The sequence below is a fragment of the Bacillus sp. sid0103 genome (genome assembly GCF_019219025.1).
In genome coordinates this window covers 76,145-92,504 of the sequence record NZ_JAHUWN010000008.1, presented here as the reverse complement: position 1 = coordinate 92,504, position 16,360 = coordinate 76,145, and the positions used below count along the sequence as shown (strand labels likewise).

Below are 16,360 nucleotides of genomic sequence, written 5' to 3'. Positions count from 1 at the left end.
CACCTCTATAGAAATTAAAAATATCCTGTGTTGTATTTTATTCTGAAAACGCTCCTCAGATTCTTAACCATTATAGCGTGAGAACAGCCTAAATTTCAAAGTTTGGTCATTAAAAAGAATAAACCTGCTCAGGAAGGATTGATGTTGAGCAGGAGTGGATGAAAAAATATTATAGAAAGAAACGAGTTGAGAGAATTTCCTCTCGTTTTTTATTTCGATAATTTTCCAGGTGAATGGGCCGCTTCAATAAATGATTTCGATTGACCACCATGGCATGAAGAACAACTTACGTCCTTATCTTCATCAAGCCGGTGTCCAATAATAGGCTGATCAAGATCGTCTTTTTCTTTGAATAATGCGGTTTTACCATATATTATCGTAGATTGATTATGGCATTTCAAACAAAAATCACGTTCATTGGCGGCATTCCAGGTATCACCAGATGAGATGTATTTTTTCGAATCATCCGCGAGCTTTATGTTTCCAAGCTCTGATCTTAGCATTTTTAGATTTTCGGAACCATGCGTTTCATGACATTCAGCACATGGAAGTTGACCGTTTAATGAACTGCCGCTATCATCAGAAGCTTTAATATTGTGACCCGATTGGCCAATAAACGTTGCTTCTTTATAATATTTTTCAATATCTGTGATTTGTTTTTGACTAATCGTATCTTCTTTGCCATTATGACAACTCAAACATAATGAAAAGTCATCAGCATTACCGACAGCTGAACTCGCTTTATTGTATGCCATAAAGTGACTGCCATTATTATCAGGAACTGAAATACTATGCAAACTGTTTGGATTCTCTTTCGTCCCAGGATTATGAGGATCATGACAGCTAGAACAGGAAACACTATCATCTAGATAATGTTTCCTGTGAATATTATCTCCCTCTATCTTTGGTGCCCCCGTTCCATCATGGCATGCCATGCACAATTCATTTTCGGTTGATCCTTTTTCACCACTTATAAGAAAATCATTAGTCCCGTTGTGAGTACTATGGCAGAAGGCACATGCATTAGTGACAACGGAATAAGGTCCATGGATATAGTCGTTATCCCTGTAATCCTTCCCGTTGTCCCCTTTGTCAGCCTGAAATTGATATTCTTCATATTGACTGACAGTCGTAAATTTTAGGAATCTAGGGATAATTTCATTCCCCGATTCGCTTGAAAATTTGGGGCTTACATAGACATAATAGCTTGTTTTAAACGTAAAACTTTTATCAGGCGTAAAGGTATAGACATAGGATGTAAGATTATCCGTTAATAAAGTGGTTTTTACTAAGTCTTCCTTTCCTGTAAAATTCCCAAATGACGTTAACAAAGGTTGAGTTTTAGTTAATGGTTCCTTGCTTCTGACATCTATTAATATCATGTAATCCAATGGCACTCTCGTCATATCCTCAGCAGGAAGAAAGCTGCTGGGTACTTCTTTTCCAGGTTCGTACTTATTTTCGCTCCCCTTTGGAATAAGATACATATGGGCCATATATGGCCTACTGACCTCCTCAACCGTTAGTTGAGAAGTATCCGTTACTTTGGATGACACTTGACTCGCAGCAGTTGTTGAAGTGGAATTTTGACTTGTGCCGCTTTCTTCAGGTGATGGTTGGAGTGGGGCTGCTGTTCCATTATCTGATGCTGCTGAAGAATTATTCGCTGGCTCTGCACTAGCAGACTCTACTGTAAACGTTTGATCTACCTTTGCGCTTACACCATCCTCGTTAGTAACCACAAACGTTATCTTATGAGTTCCCTCACTATACTCTTTTGAAAAGGTGAAGTCTGCATATTTCTCTTGTGGTACAATTGTAAGCTTTCCATCGCCAGTAATATCAATAGGCTGTAAAGAAGCATCAATCTGTTCAAACACCTTGATTAAAAGGTTGTTAGCTAGGGTAAGTTCATCCGAAATACTTCCAATAATTTCAACCGTTGGAGCATTAAACACCGCTCCTTGTTCCGGTGATACTAATTGTATTTCAGTATCAGCCGATGCTAATACAACTATGTTATCAGGAGAACTAAAAAGGAGGGAACTAAGAACAACGCTCCAAATAACAATGAATGAGATTAGCTTTCGTTTGTAGTTCTTCCTTTTCATGCTATTCATCCTCTACTTTTCACGAATTAGGTATAAAACTATAATTAATTATATCAACTGAATTAACATTAATTTTCGTCGTTAAGTTAAATATTTTTGACACTTTTTATCCTCAGGTGCCATAATAAAAACAAGGTAACAATAGTGATATTGCCACCTTGTTTACTGTGAATTTTAGTGGGGCTAACAAATAGATGGGCTATTTGTTAGCTTTTTTTAATTATTTAATTAACGATTTACCTGAGTAATCTCCACCAGGAACTAAGTAGTTTTTATAATCTGTAGTATTTGGATAATTTGTGGTTCCTGGAGTATTTGCAATTTGGTGTGTAGATTGGTGACAAGCCCAACATACAGCCATGTTTGTAAATCTCTTCAAGGATGAACCTTTAGGACTTACTTCTTTCATGTAAGCTTTAGCTTGTGCTTCAGTCCAGCCTTTTCCGCCATCTGCAATTGGTTTTTGTAAATCGGCAATTGTTTTACCAGCTGTGTCTTTTAATAGAGTAATATCTGTACCATGTGCGTAGTGACAGGCTGTACAGCTTCTACCTTGCTTAGTACTATTGGTTGTATGTGTATAATGTACCCCATCAGCCCTTGGTCCATTTTCTCTATTTTTCAAGTAATCATCATGACAGCTTGCACAGAATTCAGAGTAATTCAATTTGTAATCATAAACCTGTGCTTGAGTTAACCCATCAGCAGGTTTGTTGTAGATCCCATTTGATTTGTAAATTTTTAATCCTGACATAGTCGTGCTGTTGTTGATATCCGCAAATTCAGGATCTTCTACTAAATTAAGTTTAATTGCTTTATTCCCTACTGCTAGTGGTGTTTTAACAATAGTTTCTGTATAACCAACGATAGTGACATTGTAAGTGTTAGCATATGTTTTACCGGCAACAGTTTCCTTTAGTAATCGATCGTTAGCTGAACCATGTGGATTATGACAACTAGAGCATTCGAATGTACCAGTAGATTTATTATTTAGTGCTCCAGGCGCTGCTTTTTCTGTTAGTTCTGATTTCACATCGTGCATGGATGCACTCATTTCGTGTGAATCGATTACACCAGCTTCACTTGCTTTTGTAACGTTATAGAAGCCCATTGTGCCATCATGGCAGGACATACAAAGTTCGTATTCGCCACTCTTCATTAACAACATTTCATCTTCCCCGTTGTGCGTGCTATGGCAGTTCGCACAAGAGTTGGTGTTGTTTTGGAAGTTACCATGGGTTTTGTGTGTGTTTTGGTTACCAAAGTTGTCAACGTCCCCAACGTTAATGCCAGGTGCTGGATTTGTGGTCGTAGGTGTAAATTCTGCTGCAGAAGCTAATGCGCCAAACAGGCTCACTAGGACAAGCACTAACAATGCAGACAAGCTAATTTTTAACTTACTCATTTCTAAAAAACCTCCCATAAATCTTTCTGTTTGTTTTTCTCTCTCTTTTTCTTTTTTCTATGTGGTTGAACAGGCTCAATCTTTCTTTTTTTACCACCCCCTTAAAAGATCAAAATATCCTAATCTATCTTTTTTTACAGTCAGAGCACATTTAGAAGGTGTATATAATCAAAAAACAAACCACTTTGGGAGGTAAGATTGGTCGTTTTTCTGTTCATTTTGGATTTAATTTATGTAGTTTACTATTTTCAAAGTTTAATCATTTAAAACAAGGTAACAATATTACTATTGCTACCTTGTTCAATCATTACTATTCTTTCAAAGGTCCCATTGGGCGCCTTAATTTTTATCTGATTAATCCTCTTCCAATGAAACGTCCATCCGGGCCAATGTATTGTGGATCAACCTGATTTGAGATACTAGTGGCGTGACAAGCAAAACAAATCGCCATGTTAGTATATTTCTTTAAAGAAGAACCTTTCGCACTTACATCTTTCATGTATGCTTCAGCTTTTTCTTGAGTCCAGCCATATTTCCCGCCATCTGCAACCGGCTTAGTAAGGTCCGCAACTTTTTGTCCTAATGCATCTGTTAACGTTGTCACATCTGTACCATGCGCATAGTGACAAGCAGCACAGTTTCTTCCTGTAGAAGTAGAGTTCGTAGTATGTGAGAACAAGTAATCATGTGTGTCTGTCTTAGTTGCGTTGCTAGGTCTGCCAGATGATCTCTTCGCTAAATAATCATCGTGACAAGCAGAACAGAATTGAGAATAGTATTGTTTATCAATTGAATCTTTTGGTCCAATTGATTTTGTGATTTTTAATCCACTAGTACCCGTAAGAGAGTTAATAGCCGCAAATTCAGGATCTTCTGTTAAGGCAAGATTGATTGTTTTAGTACCAACTGGAACTGCTACATTTGTTGTAGGATTAAAAGCAAACGGTGTAGCTCCGATAACAGTTTCTTTTAATAATCTGTCGTTAGCAGAACCGTGTGGATTGTGACAGCTTGAACATTCTAATACATCATTTGATGTATTCTTAACCGCACCAGGTGCTTGTTTTACTAACAGATCTGAATCAACATTATGCATAGAAGAACTTAAGTGTGAATCATCAAAAGTTCCTGCTCCGCTGCCTTTTGTAACATCATAAAAGCCCATTGTACCATCGTGACAGGACATACAAAGTTCATATTCCCCGTCTTTCATTAACAACTTTTCGTCTTCCCCGTTGTGCGTACTATGACAGTTTGCACAAGAGTTAGTGTTGTTTTGGAAATTACCATGGGTTTTGTGGGTACTTTTATTACCAAAGTTATCAACATCACCTACATGAATTCCAGGTGCTGGATTTGTAGAGGTTGGAGGTACTCCATCCTCAGCAAAGGCAACCGCACTAAATATGCTTAATAAAATCAGCATAAATACAGATGACAAGCCCAATTTCAACTTACTCATTCTTAAAACCTCCCAATTTTCTCTCTTTTTCTCTAAATTAAGTGAATAACGTTAAAGCAGCGATCTTTCGAAATCACCTCCTTAAACAAAAAGGGTTATTAGTAGAAAATGGAGACTCTTTGATTGATTGTATCTGTCACGAACAATGTATCTCGATCGTCGATAAACAGACCATTTGGAAGGTAAAGTTTGTCATTATCCGTTCCCATTCCACCTAATTCAAACATTTGATTCCCATCTTTATCGAAAGCATAAATATTATGTGAGAGATTATTTACCACATAAACATTACCCTTTGAATCAACACCTACTCCTCGAGGATTAAGCAGTGTTGGATCGCCTTTACCATCTTTTGAACCATTAATAACTTTGATAAATTTACCGTCTTTATCAAAAACTTGTACCCTATTATTCCCGGAATCTGTAACATAGATTTGATTATCTTTATCTACTGTTACCGCATTGGGTGCAATGAATTTTCCTTCCTCCACACCAGGGCCGCCAATTTCCCTTAATTTCTTGCCGTCTAGATTAAATATAAATAGTTTGTTTGCTTTAATATCGGTAACGTAGAGTTTCTCATCGAAAATGCGGAGTCCACCAGGTGATTTAATGTCTTTTTCGTTCTTATTAAAGTATTTAATGAACTTGCCTTTTGAATCAAAAATGGAAATATTGCCATTGTACAAGTCAGCTACATAGATGTTGCCATCCTTATCACCAGCTATTCCATATGGAAATTTAAATTCGCCATCTTTTGTACCCTCTTTACCAAATTTGAAAACTGAAGTACCTGATTGATCAAATACTTGAACTTGTTTGTTATTTGTATCACTTACATAAACGAACTCTCCAATTTTAGTTACATCCATTGGTTTGTTAAGGGGTTTGTTAAATTCGCCATATAATGAATTCGTATATACTGGTGGTCCGCTCGGGTCTACTTTTGCAACAATCGGTTTTATGGTCGATTCTAAATTTAAGAAATAGATGGCTGCAAAAAAAGCAACGGAAAGTGTGACAATAATACTCATCAATATATAAACATTTCTCTTTTTCAAAGTGGTCAACTCCTTCTATTTGCTGTCTTTGTCATTTGCAGCGATTCTCTCTAAGCCTTCTGATGCAGGTTTATATAGTGGGTCATAGTTTAAAGCCTCTTTGAAAAATTTCTCTGCTTCTTTTTTGTGTCCTTGATCTTCTTCCACTCGACCAATTTCGGTAATGATATCCGTATTAGTCGGCATCAACTTAAGAGCTTCTTTAAGAGATTGGGTTGCTTCTTCATACATTTTCAAATCCCGATATACCATTCCTGACAATAAATGGGCTTTAAAATTACGTGGTCCCAACTCGACTGCTTTTTGGGCCTGCTTTAAGGCATCGTTGTATCTTTCTTCATCGATATAAACGAGACCAAGGTTAAAATAGGCTCCAAAGTATTTACTGTCTAGATCGGTTGCAACTTTCATCTGGTTAATGGCATTGCTGTTATCACCTTTTAAGAAGTAGGTGTATCCTAAATTTACTCGGTGTTCAGGATTATTCGGTTCAGAATCTACTAATGCTTTATAATAATCTAGCTGCTCATTAATTCTTTCTTGACTTGCATTAGACCATAAATATTTGTCGCTTATATAGTAGCCTCCACCAATACTCACTAATATCGTGACGATAAGAAGCAAGGCAGCTTGTAATTTTGTAAAATACTTTTTATTCTCTTCTTTTAACTTCGTTCTTTCATTAATTTCCGGTTCTGGATTGATCGGCAGCTCTCTAGCTTCCATTAATATCCACCTCGAATTTCATTTGTTTTTTCTACTTATGACACTTTGAACAACTAGCTTTAGCATGGCAGTTGTAGCATTTCTCTGAAGGTTTCTTAATTCCATCTAACGAAATCGGATGATTTTCTTTCCAACTATTCTTTTGACTATGTTTGCTTGGATGACAAGAAGCGCATGTTACTTGATTTCCACCTGTCGTACTCGACTTTTTCACCTCATGGCATGCTTGGCAGGATTCTTGGTTTTGGTTAGCAATTGCACCATGGTTATTGTAGAAATGACTGTCGTGGCTTGCAGGGCGTTTTTTATGGCAATCCTCACAAAAAGTATTTTCTTTAGCATAGTTAAAATGGTTCTTTTGTTTTGCTTGTGCTTGACCGCTGTTAAGGAAGCTCTCTAAAACTGATACATCATCATAACCTTTAAGCTTATCTTTTGACATATCACTATGACACTGGTTACACTTCTTTAATTGCTCTGCAGCCTGCTTGCCGTGTGTTTTCGTTTTAAATTCCGCTTCTTTATGGCTTTTTGGAACCATTCCCGTTGTATGACACGCTGAACATTCGGTGGTTATTTTACGAGCCTTATGACATTCAATACATGTGTCCATGTCTGGACGAGTGAATTTTAAATCGGCCATTGCAGATATACCCGTTTTACGATCCCATTTTTCATAATCTGTTTGGAAAGTCATCTTTCGATCCGCAATTTTACCGTGCGCTATTCCGTTATGACATTGAATACACTCAATTTCTTTATTTTTATGCTTATCATGAGGGATAATAATGTCCCCAGATGCTGTGACCTCTCGTTTCGAAACATCGTGGCATGACTCACACGCACTATCAGGTATTTCCTTTGGCATTCTGATAGGAGCGGTGTATGTCTGTGTTGCTTTCTTATACACCTGCATTAATCCGTTTGCTTTCGCTTTAGCATATTCTTCTGTACCCGAGCCTATATGACACTTAACACAATCCACTTCACTATGTGTGGACGCCTTCCACGTATAATACTCCGGCTTCATCTCATGGCATGAGGAGCAGAAACTTGAACTGGAAGTAGTTTCTACTCCTATTAGTCCCAATGAGAAAAAGACGACGATAAATAGCAGTGCTACTGTTAAATATTTATATACCTTGTAGCGAGTCCGTGGAGGGGAGATCTGGTCTTTGATTTCTTTTTCCATTATTTACCCTCCTCTAGAACGATTTCCGTTTATTTCTTATCATCTTTAAAGCCAGTTCTATGACAGTATTGGCAATAAACATCTGTCGGTGCTTTTGCATTAGTTGAGTCTGCTTTTGGTTTATCACGGTCATGGCAAACAAAGCATTCAGCTTTCTGGTCACTTGTTTCGGCTTTGGATGCATGCGCAGTCAACCATTGATTGCTTTCACCATGTCCAGAGGGACGATCAGAGTGACAGGCACTGCAGAATTTATTAGTTCGTGCTTGTTCTTTTGCAAGTGTTACGCTTGGTGTATACTTCACATTTTGATTACCCATTTTAAGAAGTGAGATGATGTCTTCTTTTGGAATTTCCCTTACCCATTTTGAATCTTGGTGACAGTTCATACATTTATCTAGTTGTTGAACAGCAGTACCGCCGTGATTATTGCCCCAATCAACATTTTTATGCGTTTTAGGAATTTCAGTTTTTTTGTGACAAGTTTCACATTCCATTGAAACCTTAACATCTTTCTTTTGCTTTCCGATTGCTTGTAAAATGATATCTTGCGTTTTTTCATCGTGCGCGGCAGCTGCTTCCTCCGCATTTTCGCCTTCTGTGGTTGATATTGTTGCCGTTTCTTTTGTTGCTTCATTGACCTTTTCTTCCAGTTTTTTCTCGACTGCTTCCGGATTAACCGGTACGTTATAAGCTGGATCTTTCCAAGGCTTTTCGCCGTTATTTACTTTGTCATGGCAGTCAATACACGTACCCATGTTAGGTCTCAAGTATTTTTTTTCCATTAATTTCTCCGCACTCTTTACAGTCCATTTGCCGCGAACTTCTTCGACGTTGATACCGCGGGTTGCCATCTTAGCGTGAACAACACCGGCATGACAGGTAATACAAGGAATATCTTTTTCGATATGGCCTTTATGGTTAACCTTTAGGTCCCCAGATGCCGTAACAAGACGGTTCTTTGAGTGACATTGCAAACAGTTTTCGTTCGAAACGGCCTCTTCTTCGGTTTGAACGATTTGTTCAGGAACACCAGTTACATGGTAGTACACTTCTTTCATTGATTTCATTTTGTGGGTAATCATATTGGTAAAACCAGGCTTGATATGACACTGGACACATGTTATCTGGTTGTGAGCACTCGCTGTATAGGATGAATACTCTGGTGCCATTTCGTGACAGCTCGCACAGAATGTAGGCGAATTTGTTAATGAAAGAACCCCGTATCCTCCACCAAAAACAACGATACAACCAACAAGGGAAACAAACAGTAATTTCCACCTGTTCACTGGATTCTTCCAGTCAATCCCTCGAAACTTTCCCCATATTCCGCGAATCAGGCCAACTTTTTTTCTATCTTCTCTACTTTCGGGATCGATATTTTTATTTTTTTTCCCCCAAATGGCCACATAATTCACCCTTCCCATTTTGGATTCTTTATCTATTTATTTTCCATATTAACCTCTCTAAAGGTAGTATCTAACATTGTGAAAGTATAATCCAATGTACAAATTGTGAATAATTTTTCATCCATGCAAAAGAGATGATTTCTCCTAAAAACAATATATAAACATTGTTATTTATAGGGTTTGTTAACACTACAACGGTGTTAGTAAATGGGAGGGTGAATGAATTTTTATACATAAATACGAACTATTATTCATCTATCCAACCAATTTATAGACTCTTATTTCTGGTTGAAATGCATTCTCATAATCACGCCATCATTCTTTCAAATTTGACGAAAAATCGAACTTAGCGAGGCTTGCAATTTGATTAGTTTGACATCGAAGGAAATATAATAGTAGATTGGACGCAATCCTGCTTCCTTCTAACATTGTTGTCACTGTTTGGAGGAAGTGGTAAGATGGAAAGGGAAATTATCGAATATTTTTGACAAGGTTTTCAAGTTACGAACTTATTGACTCTCAGGTAAAAGGAGCGTTCATCAGATATGGGGATTTTAAATAAAGTGTTTGATTTGAACAAACGCGAACTGAAGCGGCTAGAAAAGCTTGCGCTAAAAATTGAAGCACTGGCCGAAGAAACAGAAAGATTGACGGATGAACAGCTGCGTGAAAAAACGGAAGAATTCAAGTCCCGTTATCAAAACGGCGAATCATTGGATGATTTACTGGTTGAAGCGTTTGCGGTTGTTCGTGAAGGTGCCCGCCGAGTACTTGGCTTGTATCCGTACCATGTTCAGCTAATGGGAGGGATTTCCCTTCACGAAGGAAACATTTCGGAGATGAAAACTGGGGAAGGTAAAACGTTAACTGCGACGATGCCCGTTTATTTGAACGCACTTTCTGGTCGAGGTGTTCACGTTGTTACTGTCAACGAATACTTAGCAAGCCGTGACGCCGCCGAAATGGGTGAATTGTATCAATTCCTAGGTTTAACTGTTGGATTGAATTTAAATAGCATGGATAAGGACGAAAAACAAGCAGCATATGCCACTGATATTACGTACGGAACGAATAATGAATTTGGTTTCGATTATTTGCGTGATAACATGGTCCTCTATAAGGAACAAAAAGTACAGCGCCCACTTTTCTTTGCAGTTATTGATGAGGTTGACTCGATTTTAATCGATGAAGCGCGGACACCGTTAATTATTTCCGGATCAGCACAAAAGTCCGCTGTTCTTTATATCCAAGCTAATGGCTTTGTCCGGATGCTTTCAAAGGAAACTGATTATACCTACGATGAAAAAACAAAGGGTGTAATGTTGACTGAAGAAGGAATTAGTAAAGCCGAAAAAGCTTTCGGTATTGATAACCTTTTTGACATGGCACACGTTACCTTAAACCATCATATTAATCAGGCACTTAAAGCAAATGTCAGCATGCACCTTGATGTTGACTATGTCGTGCAAGACGGCGAAATAGTCATTGTTGACCAGTTCACTGGCCGTTTAATGAAGGGCCGCCGTTATAGTGAAGGCTTGCACCAAGCCATAGAGGCAAAAGAAGGACTCGAAGTTCAAAACGAAAGTATGACAATGGCAACGATTACGTTCCAAAACTACTTCCGGATGTATGAAAAATTAGCCGGAATGACTGGTACGGCAAAAACGGAAGAGGAAGAATTCCGTAACATTTATAACATGAATGTTATCGTTATCTCTACGAATCGACCAATTGCCCGTGATGACCGTCCTGATTTAATTTACTCTTCCATGGACGGTAAATTTCGTGCAGTTGTTGAGGATATCGCTGCGCGTCATCAACAAGGACAGCCAGTACTTGTTGGTACAGTTGCGATTGAAACGTCTGAGCTTATTTCTAAGTATTTAGTGAAAAAGGGTATTCGCCACAATGTGTTGAACGCGAAAAACCATGAGCGTGAAGCTGAAATCATTGCTGAAGCAGGTCACAAAGGAGCCGTTACAATCGCGACTAACATGGCTGGTCGTGGTACTGACATTAAGCTTGGCGAAGGTGTATTAGAATTAGGCGGACTTGCTGTTATAGGTACAGAGCGACATGAAAGCCGACGGATTGATAATCAGCTCCGTGGACGTTCCGGACGTCAAGGAGATCCTGGTATTACTCAGTTCTATTTATCGATGGAAGATGAACTGATGCGCCGTTTTGGTTCAGATAATATGAAAGCAATGATGGAACGACTTGGCATGGATGATTCCCAGCCAATCCAAAGTAAGATGGTGTCAAGAGCGGTTGAATCTGCGCAGAAACGCGTTGAGGGCAACAACTTTGATGCTCGTAAACAGCTCTTGCAATATGATGATGTACTTCGCCAGCAGCGTGAAATTATCTACACCCAGCGTGATGAAGTACTAGAGTCTGAAAACCTTCGCGAAATTGTTCAGAAGATGATTATGAACTCTATCGAGCGGAATGTCGATGCCCATGCTTCTCGTCATGAGGATGAAGAAGAATGGAATCTGCAAGCGATTATCGATTATGTGAATGCCACTCTTTTACATGAAGGCGACATCACGGTGGATGACCTGAAAGGAAAAGATCCAGAGGAAATTCGCGATACCATTTTTGCCAAAGTGAAGGAACGTTACGAAGAAAAAGAGCAGCTTCTCTTCCCTGAGCAGATGCGTGAATTTGAAAAAGTGGTAACGCTCCGTGCGGTTGACTCCAAATGGATTGACCATATTGATGCGATGGATCAGCTTCGCCAAGGTATTCATTTACGTGCCTACGGTCAGATTGATCCGCTTCGTGAATACCAGCACGAAGGCTTTGCGATGTTTGAGGCAATGATTCAATCAATCGAGGACGAAGCAGCCATGTATATCATGAAGGCTGAAATCCGCAACAACCTTGAGCGTCAAGAAGTTGCAAAAGGCCAAGCCGTTAATCCAAAAGAAGATGGAGAAGCCGTTAAGAAAAAACCAAAAGTGAACCAAATTGATGTGGGCCGTAATGATCCATGTATTTGTGGAAGCGGCAAGAAATATAAGAACTGCTGTGGGGCAGGGAAATAAGTAGAATGGCAAGAGCCGGCGATTTCGATCGCTGGCTCTTCTTTGTTAATCGTGGACTTGTAGATAAGTGGTGAAAAATTGTTGATATCTTCTGAAAATTTGTGGATATCCACTGTATTTTTGTAGTTATCCAGCCAATTTTTGTAGATTTAGGTCTGGTTTTTAGAGATATCCACTTGAGCGCCCCTTATTGTGGATATCATTTGCAGAATTGTGTGTAAATTTCATTAATTTGCGATTACCCACATGTGGATAACTATTCATCAAATTTAAAACAAGCATCTCTTACCTAGAAGAGATGCCTGATTAGATCAATTTTCATAATAATGCATTCTACCAGCGGATTTCCGCATCCTATCAGCGAATTCCAATTACTGCGCATGTCTCGAGACCTTACCACGCAGCTATGGCCCCGTCTGTCCGTGCTTCTGTTCCCCCCATCAATACGCCAGTCTCTGGGTCGCGCCAAATAATCTGTCCGCGTCCGAAGTTGCCTGTGTCGAGGGCCACTTCAATTTGATGGCCTTTCCGAACAAGGGCTTGCGCAAGATGATTCGGGAAATGTGGCTCTACTTCTACCCTCTTCCCATCGATCCATTGCCATCTTGGTGCGTCGAGAGCGGCCTGTGGATTTAAACCAAAGTCGATGGTATTCATGATTACCTGCAGATGCCCTTGAGGCTGCATATAGCCGCCCATCACTCCAAACGGTCCGACCGCATGATCACCCTTTGTTAGAAACCCGGGAATAATCGTGTGATACGTCTTGGCACCAGGCCGCAATGCATTTGGATGGTCAGGATCCAAAGAGAAATCACACCCGCGATTTTGTAACGCAATCCCGGTGCCTGGCACCACGATACCGGAGCCGAAGCCCATGTAATTGCTCTGAATAAATGAGACCATGTTGCCTTCACCATCTGCCGCAGCGAGGTAGACGGTGCCCCCACGTGGCGGCTGGCAGGGTGTCGGCACCAACGCTTCATCAACGATCTCACTGCGTCTGGATTCGCCATACTCATCAGAAAGTACGTCAGCTAGGTTCATTTTCATAAAATCAGGGTCCGTGATGATCGCTTTCCCATCCGTAAATGCCAGTTTTATTGCCTCGATTTGTTTATGATAAGTGTCAACGGTTTCCTTTTCACTGAAATCAAACCCTTTGATGATATTCAAGGCCAGCAGTGCGACAAGTCCTTGACCGTTCGGCGGGATTTCCCAAACATCATAGCCGTGATAGCTGGCTTTAATAGGCTCAACCCACTCCGCTCGATAGCCTGCCAAATCTCTTTTAGAAATGAACCCATGGTAGCGCTCGGAGAAGGCAGCGATTTTGCCGGCGAGTTCGCCACGGTAAAAGCTTTCCGCACCCGATTCAGCAATGGAGCGCAAGGTATTAGCGTGGTTCTTCGAACGCCAAATCTCCCCTGCTTTCGGCGCCCGCCCTTTTGGGGCAAAGGTTTCAAACCAAGGCTGGAATTCTTCCGCTGTGAGAATTTGTTTGTACCGCGAATATACAAGATGCCAATATTTCGCGAGTGTCGGTGTTAGCGGATACCCGTTTTCTGCATAGTCTATAGCAGGCTGAAGAACGCCTTGCAATGGAAGACGACCAAATTTCCGAGAAAGTTCAGCCCAAGCTGAGGGCGCGCCAGGAACGGTTACCGGAATCAGGCCATGCGCAGGAATTTTGTCATAGCCTCTCGCTTTCACGGCATCAATAGACAATTGCTTCGGTGCAGGACCACTTGCATTTAAGCCATGTAGTTTACCCTTGGTCCAGACTAGTGCGAAGGCATCCCCCCCGATCCCGTTTGAGGTCGGCTCCAGAACGGTTAAGGCAGCAGCCGTGGCAATTGCAGCATCAATGGCATTCCCGCCCTGTTTAAGGATATCCAGCCCTGCCTGAGCCGCAAGCGGCTGAGAGGTTGCTATCATTCCGCGATGAGCGAACACGGTTGTGCGCTGTGATGGGTAGGGATGGTACTGAAAATCAAAGTCCATGATTGGCCACTTCTTTCTATAAAAATAGTTTTATATAGAAGATTCTATCGAAAAAGTTGCTTTACTATATCTAAAAAAACGCTGACCCTAATAAAGGAGCAGCGTTTTCTTTCTAATATAGGTTTATTGGGCTTCGATTAAACCATAACGACCATCACGGCGCTTATAAACAACATTGGTACGATGTGTATCTGCATTTGTAAAGACATAGAAGCTATGGCCTAGCATGTTCATCTGCAGGATCGCTTCTTCACTGTCCATTGGTTTTAGGTCGAAGCGCTTTGTACGAACTAATTCTAATTCATCTTCGTCTAATTCATGTACTTCAGTGTTTTCATTAGTTGCAAATGTAATTGGAAAGTCGCCTTTTTCGCGGAACTTGCGGTTTACCTTTGTTTTGTGTTTGCGAATTTGACGCTCTAGTTTATCAGTTATCAAGTCAATCCCGGCATACATGTCAACATTTGTTTCTTCAGCTCGAAGAACTAGTTGTGGAAGTGGGATCGTTACTTCTACTTTAGAAGTTTTATCTTGATTGAATCTTAGATTCACATTTACCTTTGCATCAGGTGCTTCAGTAAAATAGCGTTCCAATTTAGCGATTTTCTTCTCTACATACTCTCTAATTGCTGGAGTTACCTCAATGTTTTCACCACGAACGTTATATTTCATGTGTGGATTCCTCCTTTAGTTAAGGCTATGTAATAACATTTCTATTTTACCCTATGATTATCCTGCTAAATCAGAACAAAAATTTTGTCGATTTATTGACAAAAACTAAGGGAATATAGTGACAATGTTTTCAACAACCTTTGACACCCATAGGTATTTTTACTAATATGAATGGTTATTCAATTTAATTGTAATCTTTAATGGGACAACTTTCCAGCAATATGCGTAAAGAATAGGCTAAATGGATGTTAAAACGAGTAGAGGATCTTGAGGATGGAGCACTAGGAAAAAAATTGTTAGCTTGGCATGGAACATTGGAATTGCACAAACTTGTGGCATTCCAATTTGTCGGCTTAATGAAATTTAAAATGTCCTTAAATATAATAACGGACGCTGAGCTAAAGGAAATTTAACACGGCAATTATCCAGCTTATGATTTAGGGTTGATGCTTGGTCATGATATCGAAACGGCACAAAAAGCGTTAAAGATGCGGCTATGATGGATTAGGGGTGGGGGAGCTTCCCGATTCCCCTGCTTTCGTTATCGCCCAAGTGTGAGGGATTGAACGCTTTTTGCCCCCGCCTCTTTTAACAGTTTTGCAGCGTGCCTTAGTGTGGAGCCCGTTGTATAGATATCATCAATTAAAATTACTTTTTTTCCGGTTAAGGTCCCCTCATGGTGAACTTGAAAGACCTGAGGAAGATGAATCCGCTCCGATCTAGATTTTTTCGATTGCTTTTCAGCGTGGATCCTGCTGAGCATAATTGCAGGAGAAAAACCTGCCTCTGTTAGGAGGGCTGCTGCTTGATTAAAGCCCCGCTCATATTGCCGTTCATCACTTAATGGAATAGGCACTAACAGGTCAGGTGCTAATTCACTAAGCTTCCCCCTGAAGACTTCTGCAAAAATCTTTGCCAGTACATAATCGCCGCGAAATTTAAATTTTGCCACAACCTCTTTTAAAAAATCATTGTAGACAAATAGAGAATCATTCTTCTCAAGGGTTCCTTGCCAGTTTGCGTCTTCCTCCCAACGGAAGCAATCATGGCACACATCGCCATTGCGAAATTGCTCCTCGACATGGAGCAGCGGACGGCTGCAAATTCGACATACGTCGCCAGTGATTTTTTCTAACTTTCCTTCACATATAGGACAAATGAGAAGTTCCTTCTCAACTGAGAAAATGGCTGTCCAGCCTATGCTTGGCCTTATCTGTTCATTGCAGATAAGGCAGCGGTCTTGGTGGAATAGATTCATTTTT

General features: G+C 40.1%; 12 protein-coding genes. 2 read left to right on the top strand and 10 right to left on the bottom strand.

Going from position 1 to position 16,360, the window contains the following annotated elements; genetic code table 11:
• Window positions 1-209: 209 nt before the first annotated feature.
• The 7 genes from KW850_RS10815 to KW850_RS10785 all read right to left on the bottom strand — a co-directional run bounded on the left by KW850_RS10815 (window position 210) and on the right by KW850_RS10785 (window position 9,366).
• Complete coding sequence (locus KW850_RS10815) at window positions 210-2,111, bottom strand: cytochrome c3 family protein (RefSeq protein WP_218347584.1); 1,902 nt, start codon at window positions 2,109-2,111, stop codon at window positions 210-212.
• A gap of 220 nt (window positions 2,112-2,331) precedes the next feature.
• Window positions 2,332-3,516, bottom strand: coding sequence for a cytochrome c3 family protein (locus KW850_RS10810; RefSeq protein WP_218347583.1), 1,185 nt, complete (start codon window positions 3,514-3,516; stop codon window positions 2,332-2,334).
• A gap of 346 nt (window positions 3,517-3,862) precedes the next feature.
• Window positions 3,863-4,978, bottom strand: a complete 1,116-nt coding sequence (locus KW850_RS10805) for a cytochrome c3 family protein (protein WP_218347582.1) — start codon at window positions 4,976-4,978, stop codon at window positions 3,863-3,865.
• 98 nt (window positions 4,979-5,076) lie between these two features.
• On the bottom strand, window positions 5,077-6,039 hold the full coding sequence (locus KW850_RS10800; protein ID WP_218347581.1) for a 6-bladed beta-propeller: 963 nt from the start codon (window positions 6,037-6,039) through the stop codon (window positions 5,077-5,079).
• A gap of 15 nt (window positions 6,040-6,054) precedes the next feature.
• Window positions 6,055-6,765, bottom strand: coding sequence for a tetratricopeptide repeat protein (locus KW850_RS10795; protein ID WP_218347580.1), 711 nt, complete (start codon window positions 6,763-6,765; stop codon window positions 6,055-6,057).
• 31 nt (window positions 6,766-6,796) lie between these two features.
• Window positions 6,797-7,957, bottom strand: coding sequence for a NapC/NirT family cytochrome c (locus tag KW850_RS10790; protein WP_218347579.1), 1,161 nt, complete (start codon window positions 7,955-7,957; stop codon window positions 6,797-6,799).
• Between the two features lie 29 nt (window positions 7,958-7,986).
• Window positions 7,987-9,366 carry a cytochrome c3 family protein gene (locus tag KW850_RS10785; RefSeq protein WP_218347578.1) on the bottom strand — a complete coding sequence of 460 codons (1,380 nt, stop codon included), beginning with the start codon at window positions 9,364-9,366 and terminating at the stop codon, window positions 7,987-7,989.
• A 545-nt stretch (window positions 9,367-9,911) separates the two neighbouring features.
• Here KW850_RS10785 and secA point away from each other — a divergent pair.
• The gene (gene secA, locus KW850_RS10780) at window positions 9,912-12,422 is read left to right on the top strand and encodes a preprotein translocase subunit SecA (RefSeq protein ID WP_218347577.1); all 2,511 of its coding nucleotides are present in this window, start codon (window positions 9,912-9,914) and stop codon (window positions 12,420-12,422) included.
• 393 nt (window positions 12,423-12,815) lie between these two features.
• On the opposite strand, the gene KW850_RS10775 is transcribed toward secA, so the two are convergent.
• Window positions 12,816-14,426 carry a gamma-glutamyltransferase family protein gene (locus KW850_RS10775; RefSeq protein WP_218347576.1) on the bottom strand — a complete coding sequence of 537 codons (1,611 nt, stop codon included), beginning with the start codon at window positions 14,424-14,426 and terminating at the stop codon, window positions 12,816-12,818.
• A 123-nt stretch (window positions 14,427-14,549) separates the two neighbouring features.
• Window positions 14,550-15,098: a ribosome hibernation-promoting factor, HPF/YfiA family gene (gene hpf, locus KW850_RS10770; protein WP_218347575.1), complete on the bottom strand. Its 549-nt coding sequence runs from the start codon at window positions 15,096-15,098 to the stop codon at window positions 14,550-14,552.
• Between the two features lie 245 nt (window positions 15,099-15,343).
• Between hpf and KW850_RS10765 the strand changes: the two genes are divergently transcribed.
• Window positions 15,344-15,511 (top strand): hypothetical protein, encoded by a 168-nt coding sequence (locus tag KW850_RS10765; protein WP_218347574.1) that lies wholly within the window; start codon window positions 15,344-15,346, stop codon window positions 15,509-15,511.
• Window positions 15,512-15,639: 128 nt separating this feature from the next.
• Here the strand turns inward: KW850_RS10765 and KW850_RS10760 are convergent, their stop codons facing one another.
• The gene (locus KW850_RS10760; protein ID WP_218347573.1) at window positions 15,640-16,356 is read right to left on the bottom strand and encodes a ComFC family protein; all 717 of its coding nucleotides are present in this window, start codon (window positions 16,354-16,356) and stop codon (window positions 15,640-15,642) included.
• Window positions 16,357-16,360 lie beyond the last annotated feature (4 nt).

Excerpts from the sequence above, each read along its gene's own strand:
- KW850_RS10815 (WP_218347584.1), bottom strand. The coding sequence starts at position 2,111 with ATGAAAAGGAAGAACTACAAACGAAAGCTAATCTCATTCATTGTTATT.
- KW850_RS10810 (WP_218347583.1), bottom strand. The coding sequence starts at position 3,516 with ATGAGTAAGTTAAAAATTAGCTTGTCTGCATTGTTAGTGCTTGTCCTA.
- KW850_RS10805 (WP_218347582.1), bottom strand. The coding sequence starts at position 4,978 with ATGAGTAAGTTGAAATTGGGCTTGTCATCTGTATTTATGCTGATTTTA.
- KW850_RS10795 (WP_218347580.1), bottom strand. The coding sequence starts at position 6,765 with ATGGAAGCTAGAGAGCTGCCGATCAATCCAGAACCGGAAATTAATGAA.
- KW850_RS10790 (WP_218347579.1), bottom strand. The coding sequence starts at position 7,957 with ATGGAAAAAGAAATCAAAGACCAGATCTCCCCTCCACGGACTCGCTAC.
- secA (WP_218347577.1), top strand. The coding sequence starts at position 9,912 with ATGGGGATTTTAAATAAAGTGTTTGATTTGAACAAACGCGAACTGAAG.
- KW850_RS10775 (WP_218347576.1), bottom strand. The coding sequence starts at position 14,426 with ATGGACTTTGATTTTCAGTACCATCCCTACCCATCACAGCGCACAACC.
- hpf (WP_218347575.1), bottom strand. The coding sequence starts at position 15,098 with ATGAAATATAACGTTCGTGGTGAAAACATTGAGGTAACTCCAGCAATT.
- KW850_RS10765 (WP_218347574.1), top strand. The coding sequence starts at position 15,344 with ATGTTAAAACGAGTAGAGGATCTTGAGGATGGAGCACTAGGAAAAAAA.
- KW850_RS10760 (WP_218347573.1), bottom strand. The coding sequence starts at position 16,356 with ATGAATCTATTCCACCAAGACCGCTGCCTTATCTGCAATGAACAGATA.